The sequence below is a fragment of the Bradyrhizobium sp. 157 genome, from assembly GCF_023073815.1.
Classification (GTDB): Bacteria; Pseudomonadota; Alphaproteobacteria; order Rhizobiales; family Xanthobacteraceae; genus Bradyrhizobium.
This window is the reverse complement of the sequence record NZ_JADPKF010000015.1, coordinates 19,133-45,267: the sequence shown is the minus strand read 5'-3', so window position 1 is coordinate 45,267 and position 26,135 is coordinate 19,133. Positions and strand designations below refer to the sequence as shown.

Genomic DNA, 26,135 nt, shown 5'->3' with positions numbered 1-26,135 from the left:
TCAATCAGCGATACTCCCTCTGGTTCCATTGCACCCTGCTTCGATCGCCACGGCAGGTTTGGTCGCGTTTCGCACTGCAGGAGATTCTCCTGCGTTTCGCGCCGCGTTGCCGCAAAATATATGTCAGGGATCCGACAGACGATAACTCGTCGGCAGGTTAATCTTCGCAACGAGGTTAGCCAGATGCTCGCCGCCCTCCTACCCATCGAATGTCCGCGTTGCGTCAGATGTCTGACTCGAATGCGATTGGCCAACGTTGTCTCCGGCGCCGACCGTTCCGAAAAGCGAACCTTCGAATGCGCAAAATGTAACGCCACCGAAATCAGGTTCGTTGCAGATCCGCTCGATTCAGAAGAACTGAACCGCCTGACAGACAACATCAGGCCGCCGGCATGAACCTGAGGCGGATTGTGATGCGGATCGGAGTGTCCTGCGCACTTGTGGCCTTCAGTGCGGTCGGCCTCTTGATCAGACATATGGCTTGAAGTGAATGACGTTGCTGCCCGCGATTTTTACCCTGGACATCGGCGGAAGACCCACCCTCGCTTTCGAAGCCAAGAACTTGCGGGAATCCCAGCAGCTTTGTCATGAGCATTGGCTGCGTGAGGACATAGCCGGCCTGATGTCGAACGGTGCACCTCTATGGGATGGCAAGGCGCGGCTCCGGGCCCGACGCTCGACCGAGAACGAAATCGCCATGTACCGGGAAGCCGCACGGGATGCCGCGCAGCCGCAGGAAGAATTGCTGCTGGCCTTTCTCGTGGAGCTGGACGACCTAGAAGAGGCGCCGGACCGCGCCTGATATTCACTCAGGTCTCATTTTCGAATGGCTGCAGCCACTCCTCTGCAGTTACCTCTGCCGTCCTGTTCCTCACGCTGATCAGATGCCGGAACAACTCAGCCTCGCCGATCATTCTCATCATCAACTGATGCGGAGGGGTTTGGAATGAAAGCGCTGGCGCGGCATCGCAACGGCGACGTTTGCTGCGAGCACGAGAAGGACGGCTGCACCAAGGTCGTCCTGAAGCCGTGATGCCATGCCGCGCGTCCTGATCGGCACGTCGGGTTGGCACTACGATTCCTGGCGCGGACCGTTTTTTCCCAAGGGACTGCCGCTCAAGGAGCAATTGAAATTCTACGCCGGTCAATTCCCGACGACCGAATTGAACGGGGTGTTTTACCGGACGCCGACGCCGGAGGCGGTAAAGGGCTGGCGCGCGCAGACGGGAAGCGATTTTGTATTCGCCTGGAAGGCATCCAAATTCATCACGCATTGGAAGCGGCTCTCGGAGAATTCGGTCAACAGCCTCGAGCTGCTCGAAAGCCGCCTCTCCCTGCTCGGCAGGAAGGCGGGACCGGTGCTGTTTCAGCTACCACCGAATTTCCAGGCCAACGCCGACCGGCTTGCCTCGTTCTTCAAGCTGCTCTCGAAGAAACGCCGGTACAGCTTCGAATTCAGGCATCCGAGCTGGTACGAGCCCAGGATCACCCGGCTGCTGCGCGAGCAAAACATCTCGCTTTGCATTTCCGACCATCATGACGCGCCGGCACCATGGAAGCGCACCGCCGATTTCGTCTACGTCCGCGGGCATGGGCCCGGAGGCCGCTACAAGGACCACTATAGCGGTGCCGCGCTTGCCGATTGGGCCCGTCGCATCAGGTCCTGGAAAAGACAGGGCTGCGACGTCTTCGTCTATTTCGACAATGACCAGAAGAGCGCCGCGCCGGCCGATGCCCGGCGCCTGATCGAGCTAATGTGACACGCCTGATCGCGGCGAAACCGGGGAACCAAGGCGTTCATCTATCGTTGGCCCTTAGAACTATTTATCGGGTTTTCGGATGAGCCATTTCGCCGATCGCCGCAGCAAGTCGCTGTGGATGAACGTTGCGGTCGCCTCCCATGCAGCACCGCTGCAGGGCGACAGGGAATGCGACGTCGTCGTCATCGGCGCAGGCATCGCAGGAATCTCCACCGCATACGAACTCGCGATCGAAGGCTCACGCGTCGTGGTGATCGATCGCGGTGATATCGCCGGCGGCATGACGGCGCGAACCACGGCGCATCTCGGCTCACCGTGCGACGATCTGATCTCAGCGATGATCAGACTCCGCGGCGAAGAAGTTTCGCGTCTGTTCAATGAAAGCCAGGCGGCTGCGATCGATCGCATCGAAGAGGTGCAGAACAAGGAATCCATCGATTGCGATTTCCGTCGGCTCGACGGCTATCTCTTTCAGGCGCTCAATACCGATTCGAAAATCATCGAGGACGAACTTGAAGCGGCCCGCAAGGTTGGCGTGCCCGCCCATCGGCTGGTCGGCGTCCCCTTCTCTCACTGCGAGCAACAACACGTGTTGCGCTACCCGCGGCAGGGCACGTTTCATCCTCTCAAATATCTGAAGGGGCTTGCCGCGATCATCGAAGCGAAGGGCGGGACGTTCCACGCCGGCACGGTGGTCGAGTCCATCGACGAGCGTGACGATGGCAAGGTGGTCGTCTCAACCGCCGGCGGCAAAGTCGTTGCCGGCGCGGCGGTCGTGGCGACGAACTCACCGATCGTGGATCGATTTGCCCTGCACACCAAGATGGCGCCCTATCGCACCTATGCAATGGCATTCTCGATCCGGAAGGGAACGGTCCCGGACGCGCTGTATTGGGACACGCTGGATCCCTATCATTATGTGCGGCTGCAGCCGGGCGAGGAGCAGACCGACTACCTCATCGTCGGCGGTGAAGATCACAAGAGTGGTGAAGCCGACGATGCCGAGATGCGCTTTCAGGCCCTCGAAGCCTGGACGCGCAACCTTATCCCTGCGGCCCAGGAGGCTACCCACCGCTGGTCAGGGCAAGTTCTCGAGACCATCGACTATGCGGGTTTCATCGGCAAGAATCCGGGGAACGAGAATATCTACGTGCACACCGGCGATTCCGGCCAAGGCATGACGCACGGGGTGGTGGGCGCCCTGATCAATGCGGCATTGATCATGGGTCGCGACGCCAAATGGACCGAGGTCTACCAACCTTCGCGCAAGACCCCTGCCGCCATCGGCAATTTCCTGAAAGAGAACCTGACCCCGGTGAAGAATTTCGCCGAATATCTCGCGCCGGGCGAATTAAACACGGTGAGCGACTTAAAGGCCGGACACGGCGCCATCATACGGCACGCCCTCAGCAAGATCGCCGCCTATCGCGATTCCTCTGGCAAACTGTATACCCGCTCGGCAGCTTGCACGCATATCGGCTGCCACCTGCACTGGAATTCGTTCGAGACATGCTGGGACTGCCCGTGCCACGGATCTCACTTCGCATTCGATGGGACACCACTCAACGCTCCCGCGGTAAGCCCGCTGCCCGCGCACGACATAGAGGATAAGCCGTAGCTTCCATAGCGACCGTCAGCGGAAGTTGCGCGGCAAACTGTTATGGATATCGGTGGCGGCGACGGCCGCGTGACCGGTTGCGACCGCGATCTGGTGCAGGTCTGAAACGGCATCTCCGACGGCGTACAATCCCGGCACATTCGTGCGTTGATGTGCATCGACTTCGAGACAGCCGGTATCGTTGTGGCGGGCACCGAGTTTCCGTCCCAACTCGGAGCGCACTTCACAGCCCAAGACCGGATAGATCACATCGAACGCTTCGACCGTTCCATCGCTCAGCGACACGATCATTTGCTTGTCCTGCCTGCGGAAGCCTACCGCGTGGGCCTCGGGCAAGCGAATGCCTGCTTCCGACAACTCGCGGGAGAATGGCTCGCCGCAGTCCTTGCCGTCCAGCGTCAGCAGCGTGACCTGTCTCGAATAGGTGCGCAGAAACAGCGCTTTTGTGCCCGCGTCGTCGGCGCTTCCCAACACGCCGATACGCAGGTCAGATGCCTCGAACCCGTCGCATATCGGACAGTATCGAACCAGCCCATAGCCGACGGCCTCTCGCAGATCGGGATCGCCGAGATCGCGGTCGACCAATCCGCTTGCCATCACGGCTCGCCTTGCTCCGATGATTCCCCGAGAATATCTCGCCTCGAAGCCGCCCTCAACGCGTTGCAGTTCCGCAATCCAGTCACCGATGATCTCGACGCCGTAGGTCTTTGCCTGGGAGGTGAGCGCCTCAAGCAGGCTTGTGCCGGCAATTCCATCCGCGAAGCCCGGGTAGTTATGCGTCTCCGGAATCAGCGCTGCCCGGCTTTTCCCGCTATCGACGACGACGACTTTGCGCCGATACCGCGCCAGATATGTCGCGCAGGTCAACCCCGCCGGTCCACCGCCGATGATCAGCGCATCAAGATCTCCGGGTTCAACTCCTGGCATCACCTTCACCGCTCTCCCTGGCGAACCAAGCGCGATGAGTATCGCAACGTTCCTATGCGCCGGCTGCGATGGGGACATCGGCATAGCTGTGGGCACAGGAACGAAGGCGGCGGTCGGACATTGACTTGGAGCAGACCCCACCACAGCGCAGGTCGCGATTATGGGTACCATTAAACGGACGACCCGCCGAGTTGCGGGGAAGACCAAGGAAGTGATCGCCGAAGTCGTCGGCGACGGTAAGTTGCAAGAGGAAGCTAAGGCGGAACAGCGCAAGAGCGAGGATGAGGATAAGGAACCCAGCGAGCTCAATCCGTTCGGAAACCTCCACCGCCTCACCTAGCCGCAGCACCAAGGCTGCAGGGCCGGCGCCGCTTTTAGGAGAGAGATACAATGCTGCACTATCCGCGGCCACCTTTTCCCAGCCAGTACCAGCCGATGCCGGGCACGACCGGCGCGATGAATCCGCTGCCTGATCATGGCGAAACTTCCTACAAGGGCAGCGGCCGGCTCAACGGCAAGAAGGCGGTTATCACCGGGGGTGATAGCGGCATCGGCCGCGCGGTCGCTATCGCGTTCGCCAGGGAGGGAGCCGATGTGCTGATCTCCTATCTGGATGAGCACGATGACGCCCGGGACACCGAACGGCTGGTCACCGAAGCAGGCCGCAAGGCCGTTCTTGTTTCGGGCGACATCCAGCACCCCGATCACTGCCGCGCCGTGATTGCAAATGCTGTCTCCGAGCTCGGCGGCATCGACATCCTCGTCAACAACGCCGCACATCAGGCCAGCTTCAAATCGATCGAGGATATCAGCGACGAGGAATGGGAGTTGACCTTCAAGGTCAACATCCATGCGATGTTCTATCTCACCAAGGCGGCCGTACCCCTTATGAAACCGGGAAGCTGCATCATCAACACCGCATCGATCAATTCGGATGTGCCCAACCCTAGCCTGCTGGCCTATGCGACGACCAAGGGAGCGATCCACAATTTCACGGCAGGGCTGGCGCAGATGCTGGCCGAGAAGGGCATCCGCGCCAATGCGGTCGCGCCCGGGCCGATCTGGACGCCGCTCATTCCCTCTACCCTGCCGGAAGAGTCCGTGGAGAACTTCGGCAAACAGGTTCCAATGCAGCGGCCCGGCCAGCCCGTCGAACTGGCTACCGCCTACGTCATGCTGGCCGATCCGCTGTCCAGCTACGTCTCCGGCGCGACGATTGCGGTTACCGGTGGAAAGCCGTTCCTGTAACCAACGAACGCCTGCCGACTGCGGCAGCCGATGCCGGGACTAGCTGCGAGTGGCAGCTTGCATGCGACCACGCAGATACTGAACGAGAACGACCGTCTTTGCGTCGACGATTTCCCCATTTGCGACCATCGCAGCAGCCTGCTCCAGGGTGATCTCGACCACCTCAATATCTTCCCCCTCCTCCTTGAGCCCGCCACCGCCGGACACCTTGTCTGCCGGCGAATAGGCGCAGGTAAAGAACACGATCTGTTCCATGATCGCGGCCGGGCTCACGTAGAGCTCCAACAGCCGTTCCAGCTTCGATACCTTGTAGCCGAGCTCCTCCCGCACCTCTTTCTCAATGCGCCGTTCGGCCTCCTCGCCATCGAGCTTGCCGGCGCACGCCTCTACGGTTCGCTCCGTGCCGTCCTGCAAAAATATCGGCAGCCGCAATTGCCGGGTGAGCAGCACAGTCTTGCGATCGGGATCGTAGGGCAGAATGACGGCTGAATTGCCGTTGTCGTAAACTTCGCGCTGGCGCTGTTGTCGTTCGCCGTCACGCCTGCGCTGTTCGTAGCTCACGCGGATCAGCTTGCCCTTGCCCTGAGCAATGGTCTTGACCTCACATATGCGCACGGTCTCGCCGTCCATTTTCATGAGCTCTAAACGCCGGTGATCAAGCTTCGATCCCTTCGGGTAAGCGAACAGCAGCTACTCCGCGGCGATTATTGCCAACGCACTCCCCATCCCCATGCACGGACCGGAACGCGCCTCCATCCTTCACGTTAGTCAAGGAAAAGGAGGTCGCCATGGTCCTGAATGCGCATACTGATCCGATGACGGAGGAGCAGAGGAAGGAAATCAAGCGCCTCTGCGACGCCGCTGACATTCCCGACAAGTCCGGTGAATTGCTGACTCGGTCGGGGGCCCAGCAGATGATCGAGGAGCTTCGGCGGAAAGCCGCAGAGCAGCGGGCATGATATGAGGATCGAGCCTGCCGGCTATGTTACGCACGGACCAGACAAATGCCGCTATCCGCGGATAACGGCATTCGTAAGGGACTAACGGCCGCCGGGTTGCGGGCCGGTAACGTTGCTGGTGCCAGGTCCGACATTTCCCATGCTGGACGGGGCGCTGCTCGACGAGCTTCTGGCCCTTATTTTGCCGGTAGCCGTCCCCGTCGTCATTCCCTTTTTCGTGTTGGTGTGTTTGGTCGTGCTCTTGGTAGCGCCGGGGCCAACGTTGCCTTGGCTTGATGCGCCAGGGGCCGGCTGCATTTGCGCGAACGCGCCGCCCGTCGATAGCAACAAGGCGCATGTGCAAGCCAGGATCGCTTTCTTCATCGAAGCGACTCTTCAACTGGCGCTTGCGCAAAGCGTTCCGATACGAACGCGCCATCAGGCCGAGGCAAGCACCGGATGTTCGGACTGCTGCCTCCTGAATTGCTGATAGGCCGCGATTGCCTTGTTGGCCAGCATCAGCCGCCGCCGCTCGCCACGCCGCACCATCAATTCTATCGTGTCGCTGAGGAAGCGGCCGGCCACCATCGCATCGCCCAGCTCTCCCGTACGCTCGAGATAGTCCCAGGCGATTTCGATCGAACTCTCTATCAACAGAGGCAGCGGTTCCGTCATCTTCGCGTCCAAGCATTTTTGGGAGAACGCCCGGCTGCAATCTCCGTTCCTGCAGTAGCGGAGGCGGCCGTCGCGGATGCGTCACGGTCCTCCGGCAACAGCTCCCGCAATCACCATCGTCAGGTCGTCCAGATCGATCTTGCCCTTGACGACGAGGCCTTCGGAGTCATCGATGCTCAGCGACTGCGGATTATTCGCCGCTTGCCGTTTCAGCTCAGCAACGATCGCTTCCCTCAATTTCTCTTCAAGCATCTGCCGCATCTCCATCCATCCCGTAGCGCGTCGCTAATTCTACGGCGTCATAGGCGCAGTAAGGCTAATGGGTGTTGGTCTCACGCCATTTTTCCAGGTCTACTTTCGATGACGACCGTTGCTCCTTCTCCGGCTTCTCCTTCCACGGTTTGTCGGTCTGCTTGTGCGATCCCCAGTCGGTCTGCTGGCGCGGATCATCGGTGGGCTTTTCCTTGCTCATTGGGACACCTCCAGAATTGGAAGCGGAAAGCACGGGACTTAGTTCCGATAAATCGGTGAACTCTGGGTTCCAACGTCCAGAACCGTGCAGACAGGTAAGGTTCCCGCCTCCTAATCTTTCCAAATGGACAGGAAAAAGATCGAAGATCGGCCCCAGCCGGACCTGCATATCGAAGCGCTGACAGCGCTGGAGCAAGCGCGGGCCATGCCTCATGGTCCTGCACGAAGCGAAGCTTTGAAGCGCGCAGGTCTCTTACAAAACGCGGCCGACATGCAGGGACTGACATTTGCCAAGCGTGGACGTCCCCCGAAAGACTGACGGATCCTTCACAGCAGGATCCCCCCGAGACCCGGCACACAGCGCACGTGACGCCCTGCTAAGCGATCGGAACCGGGCAACGGTCTCCACGTTGGCCTTGCGAACAGCAAGGAGGCTCCGATGGGATTGGCTGAATACATGATCGTCTCCGAGCCGGACGGGTGGACGGTCCTCCATGACGGGAATGCGCCGCATAGATACGACACGAAGGAAGCAGCCTTCGAAGCGGCCGTCGCCGCGGCGTCGCTGGCGATGCGCCAGGGGCACGAGATTCATATCGGCGTCCCCGGTCGCGACGGCGGCTACAAGGCCCCACTCGGCGCCGAGGACTCGCAAGGCGTGCAGTGAATGCGGTCCCCCGCCCAGCGCAGGCGGATGTAGAGTTGTAGCGGATGGGCGAAGCGACATCCGGGACCCGTGCCCGAGACAACCCGGATGTCGCGGAGCTTGTCATCGGGCGTGTATTCGCGCGCCCTGTTGGCCCATCCAGCTACGAAGATACTCTGTTAGAGCATCGAATTTTTCGGCTTCAGCCCTGGTTTTCCCGATACCGCTGCTTCACGATTTCATCGCCGGCCCGCGTCGCGGCCCTGTTGCGATAATGATAACTCAGCGTCCCATAGATCAGCGCGGTGAGAAGTACGAACGCTCCGATGAAATAGACGGCTTCGAGTCCCATCACGTTCTCCCAAAAACTTGTTGTATGACTACGCTTTTACTTCGTCGCGGCCATGCACTTGCGCGGGCGGCGCGGTCGCCTCCACGGCCGTAAATGGCTCAAGAATGCGATAGCTGTGTTCAGCATGCGCGGGCACCAGCCAAGAGTCGCCTGGCTCCAGCCTTATCGTCTGGCCCTCGACAACAAGTTCAGCACGTCCATTCACAACATAGCCCACGGTTTCGTAATCTCTCGGTTCGGACACGTCGGTTTTCGGCTGCTCGTTTTCCCATAATCGCATCGAGAGGCGTTTGCCGGAAACGAGGTAGGTTTGACCCATCGTCCCCTTGGGTGCGGTTTTGCTGGATACCTTCTTGACGGTGCTGTCGCTCATCTGCCGCTCCATCTCGCTTCACCTGGAGTCAATTGGGCGTGGCACTGCCGGTTCCACTTAATGCTTCAATTTAACGGCGCCTCCTGACGGGCGCAGGAGGAACCTGGTTCTCCGGTCCGCGTTTCCGGACGTGCGGATCGATGGAAGTCGGGAGGATTTTGTGGACGACTTCAGGGACATTCAACACGGCGTCAACGATCCCGTTGGTGGCCTCGACGTAAAGCGAAAGTTCAAGGACAATCAGACCGAGCACGAACGCGCCCAAACCGCGGCGGACGTTCGCGCCAGCGCCGTTGCCGCTCCGGACGAAAAATTCCTGCCGGAAGCCCTGAGGCGCCGGCCAACGGGTCCGCTCAACCCGCGGACCGGTCGTCGTCCTGCTCCGTAAGCAGATTCCACTCCATCTGGGTAGTTCGCCGACCGAAACGTCAGCAAATGCGGGGGCGCATTTCGTTACGGAGCAAGGGAACCGGCCCGATCGTCAAAAACAAGATCGTGATAGGTGACGTAGACCACATGCGCGCGTGACCGTTGGCCGTAATGCGGTGGTGGCAAGCCACACTGCATATCGAGCCAACGGAGTTTTCCATGAAGCATTTGTTGATTTCCGGATTCGTGGCAGTCGCCCTGCTCGCTGCCGCAACCACGTTGCGTTCATACTCAATTTCCAACGACCGTTCTGACTTAACCACCGGCGTAGCACCGTCGAAGAAGACGGCGGCCGCCGCAGGCGTCAACAAGCTTCCCATCGAGGATTTCGAGGATATGTCGCTGGTGTTTTCGGCGCCCGCGAAGCATTGACGACATCGCGAGAGCGCCGCGTCGAGCGCGCTATCGCTTTGTCGCCCGCTCGAGGAATTGCACCAGCGCGGCGCGGTCCTGCTCCGAGCCGATGCGCTGCTCCGGCATCTTGGTGCCGGGCGTGTAGGCCTGCGGCCCGACCTCGAACAGTTTCGAAACCGTCTCCGGCGTCCAGACGATATCAAGGCGCTTAAGCGCTTCGGAAAAATGATATCCGGGCGCGGTTGCAATTCGTCGGCCGAAGATGCCGGCGAGCGTCGGCCCTGCACGGTTGGCCTGATCGGCGCCGAGCGTATGGCAGGCGACGCAAGCGCGGAAGATTTCCGCGCCGCGATCGCCGGCATAGGCGGCGAGCGGATCTCCTGCCGTTTCCACGAGGAGCGGATCGACCGGCTCGCCTGTCGCGGCGTTCCAGCGGCGGATGATGTTATCAGCGCCGCCCGTGAGCAGCGTACGGCTGTCGGGTGCGAATACGACCGACCAGACCGGCAAGCCCGGGCCGACCAGCGTGCGCGCGAGCGTACGCGCCTTGCGGTCGATCACGGCGACCGTGCCGCCGATGCCCGCGGCGGCCACATGCGCGCCATCAGGTGAAATCGCAATCGAGATCACCGGCCTTGGCCCTGCCGCGAGTTCGCCGGCGCGCGCGCCGCCGGCGGTCAGGAAGTAAACCTTGCCGTCGGCACCGCCGACCGCGATTTCACCGTCACGGCCCGCCGCCACGGCGTTGAGCGGTGTCGGCATCGGAACGACGGTCGGCGCCTGCGCGCCCGACAGCGGCCAGATGCGAACGCTGAGATCGTAGCTGACGCTGACCAGCGTGCGGCCGTCGGCCGTAAACGCCACGCCATTGACGTTCTGCGTATGCTCATCAAATACCCGCGGCGCACCGCCTGCGAGCGGCCAGAGCCGCACCGTGTGATCCCACGACGCCGACGCGAGCGTCGCGCCATCAGGCGACACGGCGAGCGCTACGATCGGCGCCGTGTGGCCTTCGAACACCGCGTCGGGCTCTGCCTTGCCAAAGGTCCAGATGGCGATGCGACCGTCAGCGCCGGCGGTCGCTGCGCGTCCCTCCCCGAGCAGCACGACCGCGTTGATTGCGTCGGAATGGAAACGAAGCACCTGCTCGGCCGCATTGCGCGTCAGCGACCAGCGGATCGCAGTTGAATCGAAACTGCCGGAGATCGCGCTTTGACCATCGGCCGAGATCGCCAGCGCCCGAACCGGCCCGCCATGCCCGCGCAGTTGCGCGAGGGCAGCCGTTGCGCCGATCGGCAGCGCGATCAGCACGGCCGCAAGCGCCAGAAGCGTCGACCGGCCTGCCTTGCGACGTGAAGCTTTCGCCGAATCGCTGGATGCCATTCCCGCCGGCCCTTTAGCGTACGCCCGGCCTGTCGCGGTCGAGCCCCTTGGCTTGCAGGTCGTCGAGGTAGTCCTGAAAGCGCCGCTCGGCATTCTCACCGAGATCGCGCAAGAACGTCCAGGAGTAGATGCCGGTCGCGTGCATATCGTCGAACCCTATTCTGACGGCATAATTGCCGACAGGATCGACCGAAAGAATGGTGACATTGCGTTTGCCGCCGACGGTCTTGCGCTCCGCCTCGGAATGCCCCTGCACTTCGGCCGACGGGCTGGTGACCCTGAGCAATTCGGCGGAGAGATCGAATGTGCGCCCATCGTCGAAGGTAACGCGCAAGCTGCGGCGATCCTTCGGCAGGCGGATTTCGACCGGCCACGCCAGCGTGACGTCAGGCGCGCCCACCGCCGGCGTCAGCTCGGGCCGATCAGATTATGGCCGGGATCGCCGACCCTGGCGCCCGTGGTCGTAAAGGCGACGGAGCTCGACTCCTGAAAGTTGTTGAGCACCATCGCAACGCCGACAGCAGCAAAGACTGCGAATGCCACCGCCGCAACAAAAGATTTCATGTCACTTCCCCACGTTTTGCTTGGGTCCAACCGGACTATTCGGCCGGCACTGCGCGGGCCGTACCGTCCGATGGAGCTTCGCCCTTTGCCTGCTGTTCCTTGACCCAGAGCGCATGATGTTCCTTGGCCCAGTTGAGATCAACCTCGCCGGTTCCCATCGCGTCGAACGCCCCCTCCATGCCGATCGAGCCGATATAGATGTGCGCCAGCATGACGGCGATGAAGAGCATCGCGACCACGGCATGGATCACCGTCCAGAACTGGAGCGCCGTGACGTTGCCGGGCAGATACGGGAACAGCAGGAACCAGCCGGACACCGACATCAGCACGCCGCCGATGATCACGATCCAGAAAATGCCCTTCTGGCCCGCATTGAAGCGCTTGGCCGGCGGATGCTTGTCGTCAGACAGAAGCCCTCCGCCCTGCTTGATCCACTCCAGGTCCAGCTTGCTGGGGATGTTATCCTTGATCCAGATCAGGAACATGATCGCAAGACCCAGCATGAACGGGAATGCCAGGTAGTTGTGCGCAAGCTTGGCCCAGGCTGACATAGTCGCAAAAGCGTCGGGGCCGAACAGCGGCAAGATCAGGGTGCGTCCGAAGCTGACGTTCAGGCCCGAGAGCGCCAGGATGATGAAGCAGCTTGCCGTGAGCCAGTGTGTAAACCGCTCGAAACTGGCGAAGCGCAGCATCGTCTTCCCTGAGAACCCCTCATGCACGCGAATCCGGCCGCGCACCATCAGGAAGATCGCGAGCACAGCCAGCATGCCGACGATGGAAATGCCGCCGATCCACGGCAGCTTGCTACGCTGGAAGTCGCGCCAGTCGCGCCCGGCGGGCTGGATCAAGCTGGCAGCCATCCCGTCGGGGATCGATACGCGCCCGGTGATCTTGTCACCCTCCTTCAGCGCGTTCAGGAGCTTGTCTTCCTGAACGGCCTCGGCGGTCGGCTTGAACGAAATCTGTGCAGCCGCGGGCTGTGCGAGAACGAACAGCAAAGCGAATGCCGCGAACAGCGGTTTGAACACCGCGAATCTGAGAATTGAAAGTGAGCCTGGCATTTGCCAACGCCTTTCGGTTATCGGAATTACCCTGATGCCGCCGCGCCAAAACGCGGCGGCCGTTGCATCAGCCGGTCGGCGAATCGCTGTAGGCGGTCTTCCAGCCCCACATGCCCGAGCCGTAGCCGCGCTTCATCACCCGCTCCTTGTAGATCTCGGCGATGATGGCGCCGTCGCCGGCGAGCAGCGACTTGGTCGAGCACATCTCGGCACAGATCGGGAGCTTGCCTTCGGCCAGACGGTTGGCGCCGTATTTGGCGTATTCGGCCGGCGTCGAGTCGGCTTCCGGTCCGCCCGCGCAGTAGGTGCACTTGTCCATCTTGCCGCGCGATCCGAAGTTGCCGACCTTCGGATATTGCGGCGCGCCGAACGGACAAGCGTAGAAGCAGTAGCCGCAGCCGATGCACAGATCCTTGGAGTGCAGCACCACGCCGTCGGCGGTGGTGTAGAAGCACGACACCGGGCACACCGCGGCGCACGGCGCATCCGTGCAGTGCATGCAAGCCATGGAGACCGAGCGTTCGCCGGGCTTGCCATCATTGATGGTGACGACCCGGCGGCGATTGATGCCCCACGGCACTTCATGTTCGTTCTTGCAGGCCGTCACGCAGGCGTTGCACTCGATGCAACGGTCGGCATCACAAAGAAATTTGACGCGAGCCATGATCTATTCTCCTCTCACGCCGCTTGGATCTGGCACAGGGTCACCTTACCCTCGTGCATGCCGGTAACGGGGTCATAGCCGTAGGACGTGATCGTGTTGACGCTTTCGCCCAGCACGATCGGATCTGCGCCCTTCGGATATTTGCTGCGCTGGTCGACGCCCTGGAACCAGCCGGAGAAGTGGAAAGGCATGAAGGCCACGCCCTTCCCCACTCGGTCGGTGACCAGCGCCTTGACGCGGGCCTTCGAGTTGTTTTCCGGGCCGTACACCCAAACCCAGCCGCCATCCTTGATGCCGCGCTCGGCGGCATCCGAGGTGTTGACCTCGACGAACATGTCCTGCTGCAATTCCGCGAGCCATTTGTTCGACCGCGTTTCCTCGCCGCCGCCTTCGTACTCCACGAGGCGTCCCGAGGTCAGGATGATCGGGAATTGCTTGGCAAGCCCCTTCTCCACCGCCGCCTTCTGAATCGAGAAGCCGAGATTGGCCATGCGGAACTGCCGCCCGTCCGGACGCGTCGGGTACTTCGCGACGAGATCGGGCCGCGCGGTGTAGATCGGCTCGCGATGCACCGGCACGGGATCCGGCAGATTCCACGCCACCGCGCGGGCCTTGCCGTTGCCATACGCCATCACGCCGTGCTCCAGCGTGACGCGAATGATGCCGCCGGACAGGTCAACCGCCCAACCGACGCCGTCGGGATTGTTGCCGCCGATCTTGTTGATGGTGGCCAGCTCTTCCGCGGTGAGATCCTTGTCCCAGCCGAGCTTCTTGAGCACGCCGTAGGTGAACTCGGGATAGCCGTCGGTCAGCTCCGAACCCTTGCTGTAAGAGCCTTCAGACAGCAGGTTGACGTTTTTCACCGAGCCGTCCGGCTGCTTCTCTTCATAGACCACGCCGAAGCGGGCGCGGAACGTGCCGCCGCCATCCTTGGCATGCAGGTTGGTGTTGTAGAGCGTATGCGTTCCTGGATGCCGGATCTGCGGCGTGCCCCAGCACGGCCATGGCAGGCCGTAATAGTCGCCGCCGATCTCGGGCTCGTCCGCCTTGGCGCGCAGCGTCACCAGGTCGAACTTGCCCTGGTTCTTCATGTGCGCCTTCAGCCGCTCCGGCGATTGGCCGGAATAGCCGGTCGAGAAGCCGCCGCGGTTGATTTCGCGGAGCAGGTCCTCAGGCACCGGTCGCTTGTTCTCGACCTTGATGTTCTTGAACATCTTGTCGGCGAATCCGAGCTTCTCTGACAGCAGATAGATGATCTCGTAGTCGTCCTTCGATTCGAAGATCGGCTTGACGATCTGCTCGCCCCACTGCAGCGAGCGGTTGGACGCCGTACGCGAGCCCGAGGTCTCGAACTGGGTACAGGCCGGCAGCAGATAGGTACCGTTCTTCCGATCGGAGATCGCGGCAAAGGTCGTCGGATGCGGATCGGCGACCACGAGCAGTTCGAGCTTTTCGAGACCCTTCACCATCTCCGTCATGCGCGGCACGGTATTGCCGCCGTGGCCCATGATGACCACGCCCTTCACGGCATCGCGCTGATCGACATCGTCGGGATTGGACAGCGTCGCATCGAACCAGCGGGTCCACGGGATGCCCGGCAGCTCCATGTTCTGCTTGCGGGTGCGTGCCGGACGGCCCGCCTTCGCCGGGACTTCGTCGAAGCGCGACTGCAGGTAATCGTATTCGACCTCCCAGACGCGGGCCCAATGCTTCCACGCGCCTTCGACCAGACCGTAATAGAGCGGCAGCGTCACGATATCGAGCCCGATATCGGTCGCGCCCTGCACGTTGCAGTGGCCGCGGAAGATGTTGGCGCCCGAGCCGAAGGACCCGACGTTGCCCGTCGCGAGCAACAGGTTGCAATAAGCGCGGACATTGGCGGTGCCGACGGTGTGCTGGGTGCCGCCCATGCACCAGACAATGGTCGATGGCTTTTGCTTTGCGAAGGTCTCGGCAACTTTCTTCAGTTGCTCGCCGGGAATTCCCGTAACGCGTTCGACCTCTTCCGGCGTCCACTTCGCAACTTCGGCGCGGATCTGGTCCATGCCGTAGACGCGTTGCTTGATGAATTCCTTGTCTTCCCAGCCATTGTTAAAGATGTGGTGCAACATGCCCCAGATCACGGCAATATCGGTGCCGCCGCGGAACCTCACATATTCGGTGGCATGCGCCGCGGTGCGGGTGAAGCGCGGATCGAGCACGAACACGTTGGCGCGGTTCAGCTCCTTGCCGGAGAGGATGTGCTGCAACGACACTGGATGCGCTTCGGCGGCGTTCGAGCCCATGAAGACAATCGTCTTCGAGTTGCGCATGTCGTTGTAGGAATTCGTCATTGCGCCGTAGCCCCAGGTATTGGCGACGCCGGCAACAGTGGTCGAATGGCAGATGCGGGCCTGGTGGTCGATCGAGTTGGTACCCCAGAACGCCGCGAACTTGCGGAACAGGTAGCCGCCCTCGTTGGAGAATTTCGCGGAGCCGAGCAGATAGACGGAATCGGCGCCTGACTTGGCGCGGATCTCGAGCATCTTGTCGCCGATCTCGTTGATGGCCTGATCCCACGAGATCTTCTGCCACTCGCCGTTGACCAGCTTCATCGGGTATTTCAGCCGGCGGTCGCCATGGACGAGTTCGCGCACCGCCGCGCCCTTGGCGCAATGCGAGCCGCGGTTGATCGGGCTGTCCCAGGCCGGCTCCTGGCCGACCCAGACGCCGTTCTGCACTTCGGCGATCACGGTGCAACCGACCGAGCAATGCGTGCAGATGTTCTTCCTGATTTCGGTCGGTGCGCCGACCTTCTCAGGACCGGCCTGCGCCTTGCGCACAGAGCCGAGCGGCATCAGGCCGATCGCGGCGCCCGCACCGGCCGCCAGACCGGACCGACGCAAGAACGTACGGCGGTCGAGAACTCCCGACGCGAGGCCGGCGGCGATACCTTGCAAACGCGCCTTGCCCGCGGATCCGTCTCTTCGCTTCATCAACATGTGCGTCGTCCCATCAATAGCGGTTTACGCGATAGAAATTCTTGACGTGATCGCTTTCCTTGTAGCGCGCCTTGACGCGCTCGGCCTGCGACTCATCCGCAGCCGCCTCGCTGCCCGCAAGCGGCACAACGGCTGCTGCAGCGACCGCCGAACCGCCCATCAGAAACAGGCTGCGCCGATCCACCACTGTGGCCCGTGACTTATTGTCAGATGGCTTGCTCATTGCATTCTCCCCTTGTCACGTTGCCTCATCGCCGTCACTCGGACAGCGTGAAGGCCTCAGATTCCAATTCCATGAAGACACGGCCGGTGCGGCCGACGGCGCGGTAGAAGCGCGCCGATTGCGATATTTCCAGATCGGCGAACATCCGCGCCGCCCACGGCTTGAGATGACGCTCGAAAAAGCGCGCCTGCTCGGCGAACTCGGCCTCGAAGTCGCCGCGTGCGAGCCCAGCCATGACTTCGAGCAGAATCGCGATGTGATCTTCCGGCTCACGCGAGGTGCCTGCGCGCTCGATTCCAAGCGCACGCAGATCCTCGCGCACCCGCGCCAGCGGGCGCTCGTGAAGAAAGCCGGTGAGATAATAGGAGGCATAGGGCAGCAACTCGCCGCGGCCGAGCCCGATGAAGAGATCGAAGAACTCCTTGCTGACGGCGCGGTCGTCCGTCGCCGCAGCGGCGGACGCGAGTTCGACATGCGCCATGCCGAGATCTGATCCGTCACCCTTCAGCGTGGCAACCCGTTGCAGCGTTTCCGCATCCGGCGCCTTGCCAAGCAGCAACGACAACAGGCCGTATTCAGCGGCACGCAGTTGGTCGATCTCGTCGATTTCGGATTTCGATGTCACCTGATCCTCGGACGATCCGTAGAGATCGGGACGCAGGGCGAGACGGTCCACCTGCGTCAGCGCCTCGACCGCGAGAACCCGCTCGGCAGGAATACGCGACCATGCGGAAACGGAGGGCTGCGCAATGCCTAACCCCCGCGCCAGCGATCCGACGCCACCTACTGCCTTAATTGCTAGTTCCAGTCCGGCATCACGCATGGTGCTACCGATATCTCCCCGCCCGCGCCCGCGTGCCTCTTATTCAGGCACACACTTTAGAACTGGAATTATTCCAGGAAGAAATTTGTAGCATAGGCCCCGCCTATGTCCGCAAATACTTTTGTCTAAACAATCGGTTTTGCGGTGCCATGGCGTCGCACTCGTTGCTGCGGTGCAACACATTTCGCTGCCTCGGATTCGCGCAGCGACGCAGGTTCCTCTGTGTCCCGTTTCGCCTCTGAAACGAGTTCCGTTTCCGTCGAGGGTTCATCAGGCTGTCGCAAAGACCCCTCAGAAAGGTCTTCCTGCGATTTTGCCGAGAGTTGACGTTCAGCAGGCTGCGGCGAAGGACCTGCCACCTCAGTTCCGGAATTTGCGACGGAATTCGTTGTTTCAGCCGTGGGCTCGCCCATGATTTGTGCAACCAGCCGTGCCACATCGACGCCCGTGCCGAGTTCGCCGCCACCCGGCACACCGCCCGGCGCGTTCCAGTCATAGGCATATTCAAGTGCCGGACTGACGTAGTTGCGAATCGCGGGATCCAGAGCCCAGGACTTACGCAAAGCTGCATTCCGCAAATGGTCGGGAACGCCTTTGCGAAGAAAAGCGGTGATATCGGTGGTCTCCGTCAGCTCCTCGAGCTTGGGCAGCGTCGAGAGATCGAACTCCGGCTCGACCGCTTCGGCTTGCGCTGGGGATGGAGCCGGCGAATCGCCGCTTTCGGCAGCCGGTGTGTCCCGCTTCGGCTCAGCCTGTTTTGCTTCCTGCTTGCGCTGCGACCATCGCGCCAGAAAGCCCTTCTCCCGATCGGCCTCGTCCGGACCACTCATTTGCGACCCATCCTCTCGTCCGGCCCGCCGCCCGGCACGCGCGGCCGATCGCCGCTGGCGCGATCCCGCTTGCGCTTGTGGAACACGCGCTCGACATGGAATCGATCGACGAAGGCCGCAATCCATGACGCGATCTCGGGCGGCATCGGCACGGTGCCGATCACGTCGCAGCCGCTTTCGAACATCGCCTCCCCTTCGGTCGGGTCGGCGGTCACTTTCGTCAGCTCCAGTTCATGGCCACCGTCCTGACGCCGCAACGCGACCCAGATCCGCGGCTCGCCGTCGGCAAGGTTGTCGCGATAGTTCGCCGTTTCCGAGCTGAACAGATCGATGCTGGCCGAGCCCGCGTAATAAGTCGTCGCATCGGCTTCGGTGGACAGCGCAGTCCACGGTGCGGTCGCGGGCACTTCGTCCAGAATCATCGCCGGCGACCACAATTGGTCGATCCAGGGATTGTCGATCGAACGGCGCCGCACCACCACGCCGACCTCGCGGGATACTTCAGTCATTGCCATGTCGCACCTCCATTCGGTGGATCATGTGACATTCGCGGCGGCGGCCAGCGGCAAGCCCGCGATCAGATTTTGCGGCTTTAGTCTCACGACCTTGTCCGCGCCCATGGCGAGGATGAGGTAGACCGGCTTGTCGCCGACCCGCTCATCCACCAGCCGCATATCTTCGAAAGTCAGGCGCATCAAGGCTACAATCCGTTCAGCAACGGCATTCTCCAGCCGCTCGCCGCGCCACAGCGCGTTGCCGATCCGCGTCGCCTCGCTGTCAAGGCCGATGAACCAGCGCCAGTCGCGATCCTCGATCGCGGCAATGGTTTCGACGCTGACGGTAACGCCCAGCAGATGAGCGATCCACCGCTCGATGACCCTGCATAGTCCGGCGCGCGCTTTTTTGTTGCCGCCGATATTCATCACCATCGCATGCGCATCCGATCGCGACCAGTAGGTCCAGGCGTTTTCGTCGTCCATCACATCCATCTCGCCGAAGGACTTCGGCTGCTGCAGCATGGCTGTCAGCGGCGATGAATGCAGGTCGTGCTGGGCATGCTGCTCCGCTTCGATGACTTCCGCATCGGCCAGCAGCAGCGTACCTTCGTGGATGGCCGCGAGTTGGCTGCGATAGAACAATTCGGCCGCCCGCAAAATATAAGGATCGTCGCAGCCTTCGAGCACGTTGCGCAGGATCAGGTGGCACAATTGCGACAGAAAGATCGGCGGCAGATCGCCGGCACCCTTGCGGGCGAGCGCGACATAGACCGCCTCCAGCGACGGGGCCGCCATCAACCGGTCGCGGAAATTCATCATGAAGGACCAGTTTTCCCGCGCGTCGGCGTCGGCCAGCGCGGCGATATCAGCGCTCGAGACTGGGCGCAGCGGATCGGCCATCAGGCTCGCATGGAGATGGCGCTCGGCCTCGCAGGCATCGGCCGGCGGCATCAATTCGGGCCGCGCCAGATAGGCCATGATGAGTTCGGGCGTCGCGACCAGCCCGCCATGATCGGCGCGGCGCGTGAGGTGATGGCCCGAGGCGACCCAAAATTCTCTCATGTACGATCCGTCGTCTTGGCGTCGGTCCTGATCAGCCCGAGAAGATCGACCTCTTCGGCAGGTTCAACATCGCCTTCGACTTCATGGAAGGTAAAGGCGCTGGCATGGGCGTGCAACCGGTCGGCATCCGCGGCAGCCGGGCGCGCCTTGAGGGTACGAAAGCGTTCGCGGATTTCGCCGTTTTCGATACTGCGCTGCACGGCGAGCAGCGTCTGCGGCGGGTGTTCGCACAAGGAAGCTGCGAACGCGATCTCTTCCTCGGCGGCAAGACGCGCGGCATCCGCATCGGGCGCTCCGAATTTCTCCATCAACTGCCCCGTGAGGCGTTCGATCATCGCCTGCCGCTCCGCTTCGCTCGCTTCGGTGACAATGGCAAGCGTCGACCATCCAAGGCTGTCGATGCCGAGAAAGCCGGAACGCAGCGCCACGCGCTGCTTCTGGCCGAGCGTGGCTGGATCCCGGTTCCAAAAAACGAACGCGCCGGAAACCGCCCATTCGCCGGGTTCCGCCGCCCGTTCGAAGACAAAGGTATCTGACGGGTCCAGCCTGATGGTTCGCGGAAATTTCAGCATGTCCGCCTCATCCGAATTTCGGACCGCGCGCCTGCGGATCATACCAACTGGCTCTTGCAAGCGCATCCACAAGACGGTTCCGCTCCGGCTCTCGGCCGCCGGCCGGCATGCTGACCAGGAGATCGCCGTTAACGTCGATGCCCCGGCGCTCACCAGCCTTGCTCTTGGGAAGCCGTTCCAGATAGTCCCGCGCGATCGCCTCGAAACCGCGCTCCTTCCAGCGGTCGAACGCAGTCATCAGGTGCCTGGTGAAGCTTTCGATGATGGCGTCAGTATCGACCATCTCGAAACCTTCGCTCAGCAGGGACACGCCCGACGCCGCCTGCACCTCTGGAACATGCGCCATGGCGGCAGCGCGCAGGATAACGCCGAAAACGAGCCATGCCGGCACCTCGTCCTCGGCGCAATCTGCGGGCCAGGCAAGCCGTCCGCCGCCGAGCAGTCCGGCGTCGAACCTGATGCCGTCAGGCCAGTCGAACTCAACCTCCCGCTCCGGCGGACAATGGGCGGCAATCGCATCCGCCAGCGCGTTCATGCCGGCAAAGAACGCCCGCCGCGCCGACCTGAGCGGCTCGTCGGGTTCAAGGACCACCGCGAACTCGACCAGATCGTAGCGGCGTACCCACACCAGCGTTCCGGCCCCCGCCTCGGCCGCGATCTCGCGAGCATGGGCAAAGGCGTCGCCGAGCTCGCGCAACGCGACCAAAGTATAACCGGGTGGCAAATCGAGCGTCTGCTCCATATCTGTTGGACGAACGATCACGAGCGGTTATCCCTAATTGCTCCACGGGCCGCTTGTGTATGCTATTACGCGCAAGTTGGCCACGCGAGCGGCCTTTGTATCTTGCAGATATCCGTCCGAGCGGTTACCGCAGAACCGTAGGATGAAGCAACAACCCGTTGATCCTCCGGGTTCAAGGTATTTCAAAATGAGTGCGGAGACGTCTCGCCTCCTGATCTGCAGTTGCGAGAAGACCATGCCGCTCGATGCGGAAGCGATCGGTCGTGGCTGCACGGGCAAGGTCACGCAGGCAAACCAGCTCTGCGGGCTCGAACTCGACCGCTTCAAGGAAGCGCTCGCCGAAGGAGCGCCGATTACGGTTGCCTGCACCCAGGAAGCGCCGCTGTTTCGGGAAGTCGCGGAGAACGCCCCGCAAGCCCAGCTCACCTTCGTCAACATCCGCGAGACCGGCGGCTGGTCGAAGGACGCCGCGGCGGCCGGTCCGAAAGCAGCCGCGCTGATTGCTGCGGCGGGCGAAGACATGCCCCCGCTCTCGCTGGTGACGCTCGAGAGCAGCGGCGTTGCGCTGGTCTACGGCCGCGACGAGATTGCCATTGAGGCGGCGCAGCGTCTCGCCGATCGTTTGGACATTACCGTACTTCTGACCAAACCCGGCGACGTGGCCCCGCGCCGGACCAACGAATTTCCCGTGCTCAAAGGCACGATCCGCAACGCTCGCGGCCATCTCGGCCAGTTCGAGCTTTCGATCGATGATTACGCGCTGCCGTCCCCGTCCTCGCGCGCCAAGCTCGTGTTCGGATCCTCGCGCAATGGCGCGACATCGACCTGCGATCTGATCCTCGATCTCTCCGGCGGCACACCGCTGTTCCCCGCGCATGAACTGCGTCCCGGCTATTTGCGCGCCGATCCGCGCGACAAGGCCGCCGTCGAGCGCGCGATCGCGGATGCCGGTGGCCTGGTCGGCACTTTCGACAAGCCGCGCTTTGTCAATTTCGAGCCGTCGCTCTGCGCACATTCCCGCTCGTCCATTACCGGCTGCACGCGCTGTCTTGACCTCTGTCCGACCGGTGCAATCACGCCGAACGGGAACGCGGTTGCGATCGACGCCAACGTCTGTGCCGGCTGCGGCTCCTGCGCGTCAGTGTGCCCGACCGGCGCTGCCTCTTATGCGCTGCCAAGCGCAGATGCCCTGATGCGGCGGCTGCGCACGCTGCTGCAGACCTACCGCAAGGCCGGTGGCAGCGACGCCGTGGTGTTGTTTCACGACGGCGAGCATGGCGAGGACATCATCGATGCGTTGGCACGGTTCGGCGAGGGCTTGCCGGCCAATGTACTGCCGCTGCGCGTCAACGAAGTGACCCAGGTGGGACCGGAGATCATCGCGTCCGTCTTCGCCTATGGCGGCTGCGGCGCCGCGCTGCTGACGCGCGCAAAACCCCGCCACGACATTGCGGCGCTTCGCCGCGCGGCCGAGACGTCGGACCGGATCGTTAGCGCGCTGGGCTTCGGCGCCGGCATCATCCAGATCATCGAAACCGACGATCCGGACCAACTGCGCGCCATGCTCGATGCCGCCCCTCGCGGGGTCGACACACAAAAGCCCGCCGGCTTTGTGCCGCGCGGTGCGAAGCGCGGCGTACTCGAAACGACGTTTCGCGAGCTGCATCTCGCGGCACCGACGCCCGTCGATGTCGTGCCGCTCGCGCCGGGCGCTCCCTTCGGCACCGTGAACCTGAATGTCGAAGGTTGCACGCTCTGCCATGCCTGCGTCACCGCCTGCCCAACCGGCGCGCTGTCCGACAACCCCGACCGCGCGATGCTGCGGTTCACCGAAAGCCTTTGCGTGCAGTGCGGGCTTTGCCAGTCCACCTGCCCCGAGAAGGTCATCAGCATCGAACCGCGTCTCGACTTCCAGGCCTGGAACACGCCGCAACGCGTGCTGAAGGAAGAAGAGCCGTTCAACTGCATCGCCTGCGGCAAACCGTTCGGCACCAAGAGCTCGATCGAACGCGTGCTGGCCAAACTCGGCGGCGAGAGGCACTGGATGTTCCAGGGTGCCAACGCCAAGCGCCTCGACGTCATCAAGATGTGCGCGGACTGCCGCGTCGAAGCGGTTATTAACGAAAGCTTCGACCCGCATGCGGTGCCGCAGCGCCCGCCGGTCATGTCGACCGAAGATTATTTACGCGCGCGCGAAGCGAAGAAGGACGATCCGCTTGGATCGTGAGCAGCCTGTGCCCGCCACCTCTCCAGATCTCAAGGCCCGCGCGACGTCGAAGGCCGCCGGCATTCCCGGCGTCAAGCACGTCATCGCCGTCGCCTCCGGCAAGGGCGGCGTCGGAAAGTCCACCACCTCTTGCAACCTCGCGCTCGGCTTCGCCGCGCTTGGACTGAAAACTGGCATTCTCGATGCCGACATCTACGGTCCGTCGCAACAAAAACTGTTCGGACTGCGCGGCAAGCCGCGCCAGCTCGGCCCGCGCATGCTGGAGCCGCTGGAGCGCTTTGGCGTCAAGGTGATGTCGATCGGCTTTCTGGTCGAGGAAGACAACGCCATGATCTGGCGCGGGCCGATGGTGATCTCGGCCATTACGCAGATGCTGCGCGAGGTGGCATGGGACGACCTCGATATTCTCGTCGTCGATCTGCCGCCCGGCACCGGCGATGCGCAGCTCACCATGGCGCAACAGGCGCCGCTCGCCGGCGCGATCATCGTCTCGACGCCGCAGGACATCGCGCTGATCGACGCGCGGCGTGGCATCGCGATGTTTCAAAAGGTGAGCATTCCGATCCTGGGCGTGATCGAGAATATGTCGAGCTTCTGCTGCCCGACCTGCAACCATGTGACGCCGATCTTCGGCCACGGCGGCGCGCGGATGGAAGCCGAACGCCGCGGCATTCCCTATCTCGGTGAGATCCCGCTCGACATGCAGATCCGGAAAACTTCGGACGAGGGCCGCCCCATCGTCGCGATCGAGCCCGACGGTGTCCACGCAAAGCATTACATCAGCATTGCCCGTGAAATCTGGACCGCGATCGTAACCGGCGCAGCGCACCGGCCGCCGCCGCGCATCGTCATCGAGTAGCCGCGGCACAGCGTATCGGCGGACCCGCTAACGCGCCTCTTCGAAGCCGCCGAGCACGGCCGTGAGATTGGCGCCGAGAATATCCGAGAGATAACCGCCCTCCTGAACGAAAACGGTTGGAAGGCCCAGCCGCGCGATGGCGGCGCCGATGCGGCGGAAGCCGGCCGTTGTCACCGCAAGCCCGGCGAGCGGATCGTGCTCTGAGGCGTCGAGACCGAGCGCCACCACCAGGGCGCCGGGCGCAAACGCGCGGATGGTTTTTTCGGCGTCGCCGAGCGCCATGATGTAATCGTCATCCCCGGTGCCCTTCGGCAACGGGATATTCAGATTAGCGCCGAGGCCGGGACCGGCGCCGCGCTCGTGTGCGTACCCCCACACGAAGGGATAGAAGAACACGGGATCGGCGTGAATCGACACCGTCAGTACGTCGGAGCGCTCGTAGAAGATGCCCTGCGTCCCGTTGCCGTGATGCACGTCGACATCGAGGATTGCGACGCGCTCATGCTGCAGCCGAAGCTGCGCCGCTGCCACCGCGCTGTTATTGAAGAAACAGAAGCCGCCCGACATGTCGGCATAGGCGTGATGGCCCGGCGGTCGGCACAGCGCATACACAGCGTCTTCGCCGTCCATGACGAGTTGCGCCGCAGTCGCAGCGACATCGGTGGCGGCACAGGCGGCGGCGTAAGTGCCCTTGCCGATCGGAGCCGCCGTATCCGCCGCGTGCCAGCCAAGGCGGCCGACGATATGGGTTGGGTATGTCGCACCGTAGCGAACGGGGTGGATGTTGGCGATCATCTCCGAGCCGGAGTCACCGAGCGCGACCCAGGCGTCCCAGGCTTCCTCCATAAAACGCAGATACTCCGCGCTGTGAACGCGCGCCCGCGGGCCCTGCCCGAACACCGTCGGCTCGACGAGGCTGTGCTTGCCGGCCTTCAACCCGGCCAGCAGCCGATCGGCGCGTTCGGGCTGCTCGGTGGTGCGCTTGATGACGCCGCGCACCAGGAAGAATTGCGGATCGTGGCTTCGATGCAGTTCGGTGTAGACGGCCTTCACACGGATACTCCGTTGCTTGGGAACAGGATACCGCTCGGTTCAGTGGCATTGCCGAGCGGCGGCGTAAGCTCTCGCACCAGCCTGCCGACTTCGCGCCAGGCGTGGCCGATATGGTAGTCGACATGCGCGGTGATGCGCTCGGGATGACCGGCTTCGATCGCCGCCAGCAGCGGCTCGTGCGTCCTCGCGATCTCATGCGGGTCATCGTAGAGGCGGCCGATCAGGCCGATGACCATACGCAGTTCTGCTGCGAGATCATCGAACAGCCGCAGCAGGCGGCGGTTGTCTGCGATTTCAAAAATCAGCCGGTGAAAGCGATAGTCCTCTTCCACCTGCCGGGCGGGATCATCGAGATCGGCAGTCCTGTGCAGCACATCGATTTGCCGCCGCAGCGCGTCGCGCGACTCCGGCGTGAGCCGCTGCGCCGCCAGCACGCCGGCGTGCCGTTCGATGCACAGACGCAGATCGTAGATTTCGTCGATGTTCCTGATCTCGAGTTTGCGGACGAAAAAGCCGCGTCGTGGGCTCGCGACCAGCAGCCCCTGTTTCTCCAGAAGGCGCGCGGCCTCGCGCACCGGAGCACGGCTGACGCCTAATTCTCGGGCAACCCCCGCCTCCACCACCTTGGAGCCCGGGGGCAGCCGCCCCTGAACAATGGCCTGCATCAGGATCCGGGCGATCTGGCCGACCAGATCGCTGTCCGCAAGTGCCGGTAGTCCAACCGGAAGAGACATAGGCCGCATCGGCTAAACCCGCGCCAGTCCGTGGTTATTTTTTAATCGTCGATTGTCGACACTTTAATC

Annotated in this window: 32 protein-coding genes and 1 pseudogene; 11 read left to right on the top strand and 22 right to left on the bottom strand. The window is 62.5% G+C overall.

Features of this window, described 5'->3' with window-relative positions; all coding sequences use genetic code 11:
- Window positions 1–490 precede the first annotated feature (490 nt).
- The 3 genes from IVA95_RS02885 to IVA95_RS02875 all read left to right on the top strand — a co-directional run bounded on the left by IVA95_RS02885 (window position 491) and on the right by IVA95_RS02875 (window position 3,378).
- Window positions 491–802: a hypothetical protein gene (locus IVA95_RS02885; protein WP_213252357.1), complete on the top strand. Its 312-nt coding sequence runs from the start codon at window positions 491–493 to the stop codon at window positions 800–802.
- A gap of 235 nt (window positions 803–1,037) precedes the next feature.
- Entirely contained in the window at window positions 1,038–1,760 is a 723-nt protein-coding gene (locus IVA95_RS02880; RefSeq protein WP_247509125.1) for a DUF72 domain-containing protein, read from the top strand.
- A gap of 79 nt (window positions 1,761–1,839) precedes the next feature.
- Window positions 1,840–3,378, top strand: coding sequence for an FAD-dependent oxidoreductase (locus IVA95_RS02875; RefSeq protein ID WP_247509124.1), 1,539 nt, complete (start codon window positions 1,840–1,842; stop codon window positions 3,376–3,378).
- 15 nt (window positions 3,379–3,393) lie between these two features.
- Here the strand turns inward: IVA95_RS02875 and IVA95_RS02870 are convergent, their stop codons facing one another.
- On the bottom strand, window positions 3,394–4,512 hold the full coding sequence (locus IVA95_RS02870) for an NAD(P)/FAD-dependent oxidoreductase (RefSeq protein ID WP_247509123.1): 1,119 nt from the start codon (window positions 4,510–4,512) through the stop codon (window positions 3,394–3,396).
- Between the two features lie 4 nt (window positions 4,513–4,516).
- Here IVA95_RS02870 and IVA95_RS38710 point away from each other — a divergent pair, with 4 nt between their 5' ends.
- Both IVA95_RS38710 and IVA95_RS02865 read left to right on the top strand, forming a co-directional pair.
- Window positions 4,517–4,645, top strand: a complete 129-nt coding sequence (locus tag IVA95_RS38710) for a hypothetical protein (RefSeq protein ID WP_256470142.1) — start codon at window positions 4,517–4,519, stop codon at window positions 4,643–4,645.
- 50 nt (window positions 4,646–4,695) lie between these two features.
- The gene (locus IVA95_RS02865; protein ID WP_247509122.1) at window positions 4,696–5,553 is read left to right on the top strand and encodes an SDR family oxidoreductase; all 858 of its coding nucleotides are present in this window, start codon (window positions 4,696–4,698) and stop codon (window positions 5,551–5,553) included.
- A 39-nt stretch (window positions 5,554–5,592) separates the two neighbouring features.
- Here the strand turns inward: IVA95_RS02865 and IVA95_RS02860 are convergent, their stop codons facing one another.
- A complete protein-coding gene (locus IVA95_RS02860; RefSeq protein WP_247509121.1) occupies window positions 5,593–6,183 on the bottom strand; it encodes an NUDIX domain-containing protein in 591 nt (196 codons plus the stop codon).
- A 158-nt stretch (window positions 6,184–6,341) separates the two neighbouring features.
- Between IVA95_RS02860 and IVA95_RS02855 the strand changes: the two genes are divergently transcribed.
- Window positions 6,342–6,512: a hypothetical protein gene (locus tag IVA95_RS02855; protein ID WP_247509120.1), complete on the top strand. Its 171-nt coding sequence runs from the start codon at window positions 6,342–6,344 to the stop codon at window positions 6,510–6,512.
- 417 nt (window positions 6,513–6,929) lie between these two features.
- Here IVA95_RS02855 and IVA95_RS02850 read toward each other — a convergent pair whose 3' ends face one another.
- From IVA95_RS02850 to IVA95_RS02840, 3 genes are all read right to left on the bottom strand, one after another.
- Window positions 6,930–7,166, bottom strand: a complete 237-nt coding sequence (locus tag IVA95_RS02850; protein ID WP_057847844.1) for a hypothetical protein — start codon at window positions 7,164–7,166, stop codon at window positions 6,930–6,932.
- 81 nt (window positions 7,167–7,247) lie between these two features.
- Window positions 7,248–7,433, bottom strand: a complete 186-nt coding sequence (locus tag IVA95_RS02845; protein ID WP_213252411.1) for a hypothetical protein — start codon at window positions 7,431–7,433, stop codon at window positions 7,248–7,250.
- A 49-nt stretch (window positions 7,434–7,482) separates the two neighbouring features.
- Window positions 7,483–7,638, bottom strand: a complete 156-nt coding sequence (locus IVA95_RS02840) for a hypothetical protein (RefSeq protein WP_213252365.1) — start codon at window positions 7,636–7,638, stop codon at window positions 7,483–7,485.
- A gap of 438 nt (window positions 7,639–8,076) precedes the next feature.
- Between IVA95_RS02840 and IVA95_RS02835 the strand changes: the two genes are divergently transcribed.
- A complete protein-coding gene (locus tag IVA95_RS02835) occupies window positions 8,077–8,304 on the top strand; it encodes a DUF2188 domain-containing protein (protein ID WP_213252366.1) in 228 nt (75 codons plus the stop codon).
- Between the two features lie 181 nt (window positions 8,305–8,485).
- Here IVA95_RS02835 and IVA95_RS02830 read toward each other — a convergent pair whose 3' ends face one another.
- Both IVA95_RS02830 and IVA95_RS02825 read right to left on the bottom strand, forming a co-directional pair.
- On the bottom strand, window positions 8,486–8,635 hold the full coding sequence (locus IVA95_RS02830) for a hypothetical protein (RefSeq protein WP_213252367.1): 150 nt from the start codon (window positions 8,633–8,635) through the stop codon (window positions 8,486–8,488).
- A 28-nt stretch (window positions 8,636–8,663) separates the two neighbouring features.
- On the bottom strand, window positions 8,664–9,008 hold the full coding sequence (locus IVA95_RS02825) for a cupin domain-containing protein (protein ID WP_247509119.1): 345 nt from the start codon (window positions 9,006–9,008) through the stop codon (window positions 8,664–8,666).
- Between the two features lie 160 nt (window positions 9,009–9,168).
- On the opposite strand from IVA95_RS02825, the gene IVA95_RS02820 reads away from it, so the two are divergent.
- Both IVA95_RS02820 and IVA95_RS02815 read left to right on the top strand, forming a co-directional pair.
- The gene (locus tag IVA95_RS02820; protein WP_213252369.1) at window positions 9,169–9,396 is read left to right on the top strand and encodes a hypothetical protein; all 228 of its coding nucleotides are present in this window, start codon (window positions 9,169–9,171) and stop codon (window positions 9,394–9,396) included.
- A gap of 200 nt (window positions 9,397–9,596) precedes the next feature.
- Window positions 9,597–9,809 carry a hypothetical protein gene (locus IVA95_RS02815; RefSeq protein WP_247509118.1) on the top strand — a complete coding sequence of 71 codons (213 nt, stop codon included), beginning with the start codon at window positions 9,597–9,599 and terminating at the stop codon, window positions 9,807–9,809.
- Between the two features lie 30 nt (window positions 9,810–9,839).
- Here IVA95_RS02815 and IVA95_RS02810 read toward each other — a convergent pair whose 3' ends face one another.
- The 13 genes from IVA95_RS02810 to IVA95_RS02750 all read right to left on the bottom strand — a co-directional run bounded on the left by IVA95_RS02810 (window position 9,840) and on the right by IVA95_RS02750 (window position 21,193).
- On the bottom strand, window positions 9,840–11,174 hold the full coding sequence (locus tag IVA95_RS02810; RefSeq protein WP_247509117.1) for a c-type cytochrome: 1,335 nt from the start codon (window positions 11,172–11,174) through the stop codon (window positions 9,840–9,842).
- Between the two features lie 13 nt (window positions 11,175–11,187).
- Entirely contained in the window at window positions 11,188–11,574 is a 387-nt protein-coding gene (locus IVA95_RS02805) for a DUF971 domain-containing protein (RefSeq protein WP_213252372.1), read from the bottom strand.
- Window positions 11,575–11,582: 8 nt separating this feature from the next.
- The gene (locus IVA95_RS02800; protein WP_247509116.1) at window positions 11,583–11,738 is read right to left on the bottom strand and encodes a hypothetical protein; all 156 of its coding nucleotides are present in this window, start codon (window positions 11,736–11,738) and stop codon (window positions 11,583–11,585) included.
- A 35-nt stretch (window positions 11,739–11,773) separates the two neighbouring features.
- Window positions 11,774–12,799 (bottom strand): formate dehydrogenase subunit gamma, encoded by a 1,026-nt coding sequence (locus IVA95_RS02795; RefSeq protein ID WP_247509115.1) that lies wholly within the window; start codon window positions 12,797–12,799, stop codon window positions 11,774–11,776.
- A 67-nt stretch (window positions 12,800–12,866) separates the two neighbouring features.
- Window positions 12,867–13,463, bottom strand: coding sequence for a formate dehydrogenase FDH3 subunit beta (gene fdh3B / locus IVA95_RS02790; RefSeq protein ID WP_028348819.1), 597 nt, complete (start codon window positions 13,461–13,463; stop codon window positions 12,867–12,869).
- Between the two features lie 14 nt (window positions 13,464–13,477).
- Window positions 13,478–16,444 carry a formate dehydrogenase subunit alpha gene (locus IVA95_RS02785; RefSeq protein WP_247509114.1) on the bottom strand — a complete coding sequence of 989 codons (2,967 nt, stop codon included), beginning with the start codon at window positions 16,442–16,444 and terminating at the stop codon, window positions 13,478–13,480.
- A 13-nt stretch (window positions 16,445–16,457) separates the two neighbouring features.
- Window positions 16,458–16,667, bottom strand: a complete 210-nt coding sequence (locus IVA95_RS02780) for a hypothetical protein (RefSeq protein ID WP_213252375.1) — start codon at window positions 16,665–16,667, stop codon at window positions 16,458–16,460.
- A gap of 34 nt (window positions 16,668–16,701) precedes the next feature.
- Window positions 16,702–17,490 (bottom strand): Cro/CI family transcriptional regulator, encoded by a 789-nt coding sequence (locus IVA95_RS02775; protein ID WP_247509113.1) that lies wholly within the window; start codon window positions 17,488–17,490, stop codon window positions 16,702–16,704.
- A 125-nt stretch (window positions 17,491–17,615) separates the two neighbouring features.
- The gene (locus IVA95_RS02770) at window positions 17,616–18,320 is read right to left on the bottom strand and encodes a DUF3306 domain-containing protein (RefSeq protein ID WP_247509112.1); all 705 of its coding nucleotides are present in this window, start codon (window positions 18,318–18,320) and stop codon (window positions 17,616–17,618) included.
- The gene (locus IVA95_RS02765; protein WP_247509111.1) at window positions 18,317–18,835 is read right to left on the bottom strand and encodes a DUF3305 domain-containing protein; all 519 of its coding nucleotides are present in this window, start codon (window positions 18,833–18,835) and stop codon (window positions 18,317–18,319) included. The genes IVA95_RS02770 and IVA95_RS02765 overlap by 4 nt, the downstream gene beginning before the upstream one ends.
- A gap of 21 nt (window positions 18,836–18,856) precedes the next feature.
- A complete protein-coding gene (locus IVA95_RS02760) occupies window positions 18,857–19,879 on the bottom strand; it encodes a DUF6352 family protein (RefSeq protein WP_247509110.1) in 1,023 nt (340 codons plus the stop codon).
- The gene (locus tag IVA95_RS02755; protein WP_247509109.1) at window positions 19,876–20,451 is read right to left on the bottom strand and encodes a DUF6505 family protein; all 576 of its coding nucleotides are present in this window, start codon (window positions 20,449–20,451) and stop codon (window positions 19,876–19,878) included. The genes IVA95_RS02760 and IVA95_RS02755 overlap by 4 nt, the downstream gene beginning before the upstream one ends.
- A 7-nt stretch (window positions 20,452–20,458) precedes the next feature.
- On the bottom strand, window positions 20,459–21,193 hold the full coding sequence (locus tag IVA95_RS02750) for a biotin/lipoate--protein ligase family protein (RefSeq protein WP_247509184.1): 735 nt from the start codon (window positions 21,191–21,193) through the stop codon (window positions 20,459–20,461).
- Window positions 21,194–21,428: 235 nt separating this feature from the next.
- Here IVA95_RS02750 and IVA95_RS02745 point away from each other — a divergent pair, with 235 nt between their 5' ends.
- On the top strand, window positions 21,429–23,420 hold the full coding sequence (locus IVA95_RS02745; protein WP_247509108.1) for a 4Fe-4S binding protein: 1,992 nt from the start codon (window positions 21,429–21,431) through the stop codon (window positions 23,418–23,420).
- Window positions 23,421–23,481: 61 nt separating this feature from the next.
- Window positions 23,482–24,279, top strand: a pseudogene (locus IVA95_RS02740) (Mrp/NBP35 family ATP-binding protein); the annotation flags it as partial.
- 27 nt (window positions 24,280–24,306) lie between these two features.
- On the opposite strand, the gene IVA95_RS02735 reads toward IVA95_RS02740, so the two are convergent.
- Together IVA95_RS02735 and IVA95_RS02730 are read right to left on the bottom strand one after the other, a co-directional pair.
- Entirely contained in the window at window positions 24,307–25,332 is a 1,026-nt protein-coding gene (locus tag IVA95_RS02735; protein WP_247509107.1) for a histone deacetylase family protein, read from the bottom strand.
- Window positions 25,329–26,066, bottom strand: coding sequence for a GntR family transcriptional regulator (locus IVA95_RS02730; protein WP_247509106.1), 738 nt, complete (start codon window positions 26,064–26,066; stop codon window positions 25,329–25,331). Before IVA95_RS02730 ends, IVA95_RS02735 begins: the two co-directional genes overlap by 4 nt.
- Between the last annotated feature and the right edge of the window lie 69 nt (window positions 26,067–26,135).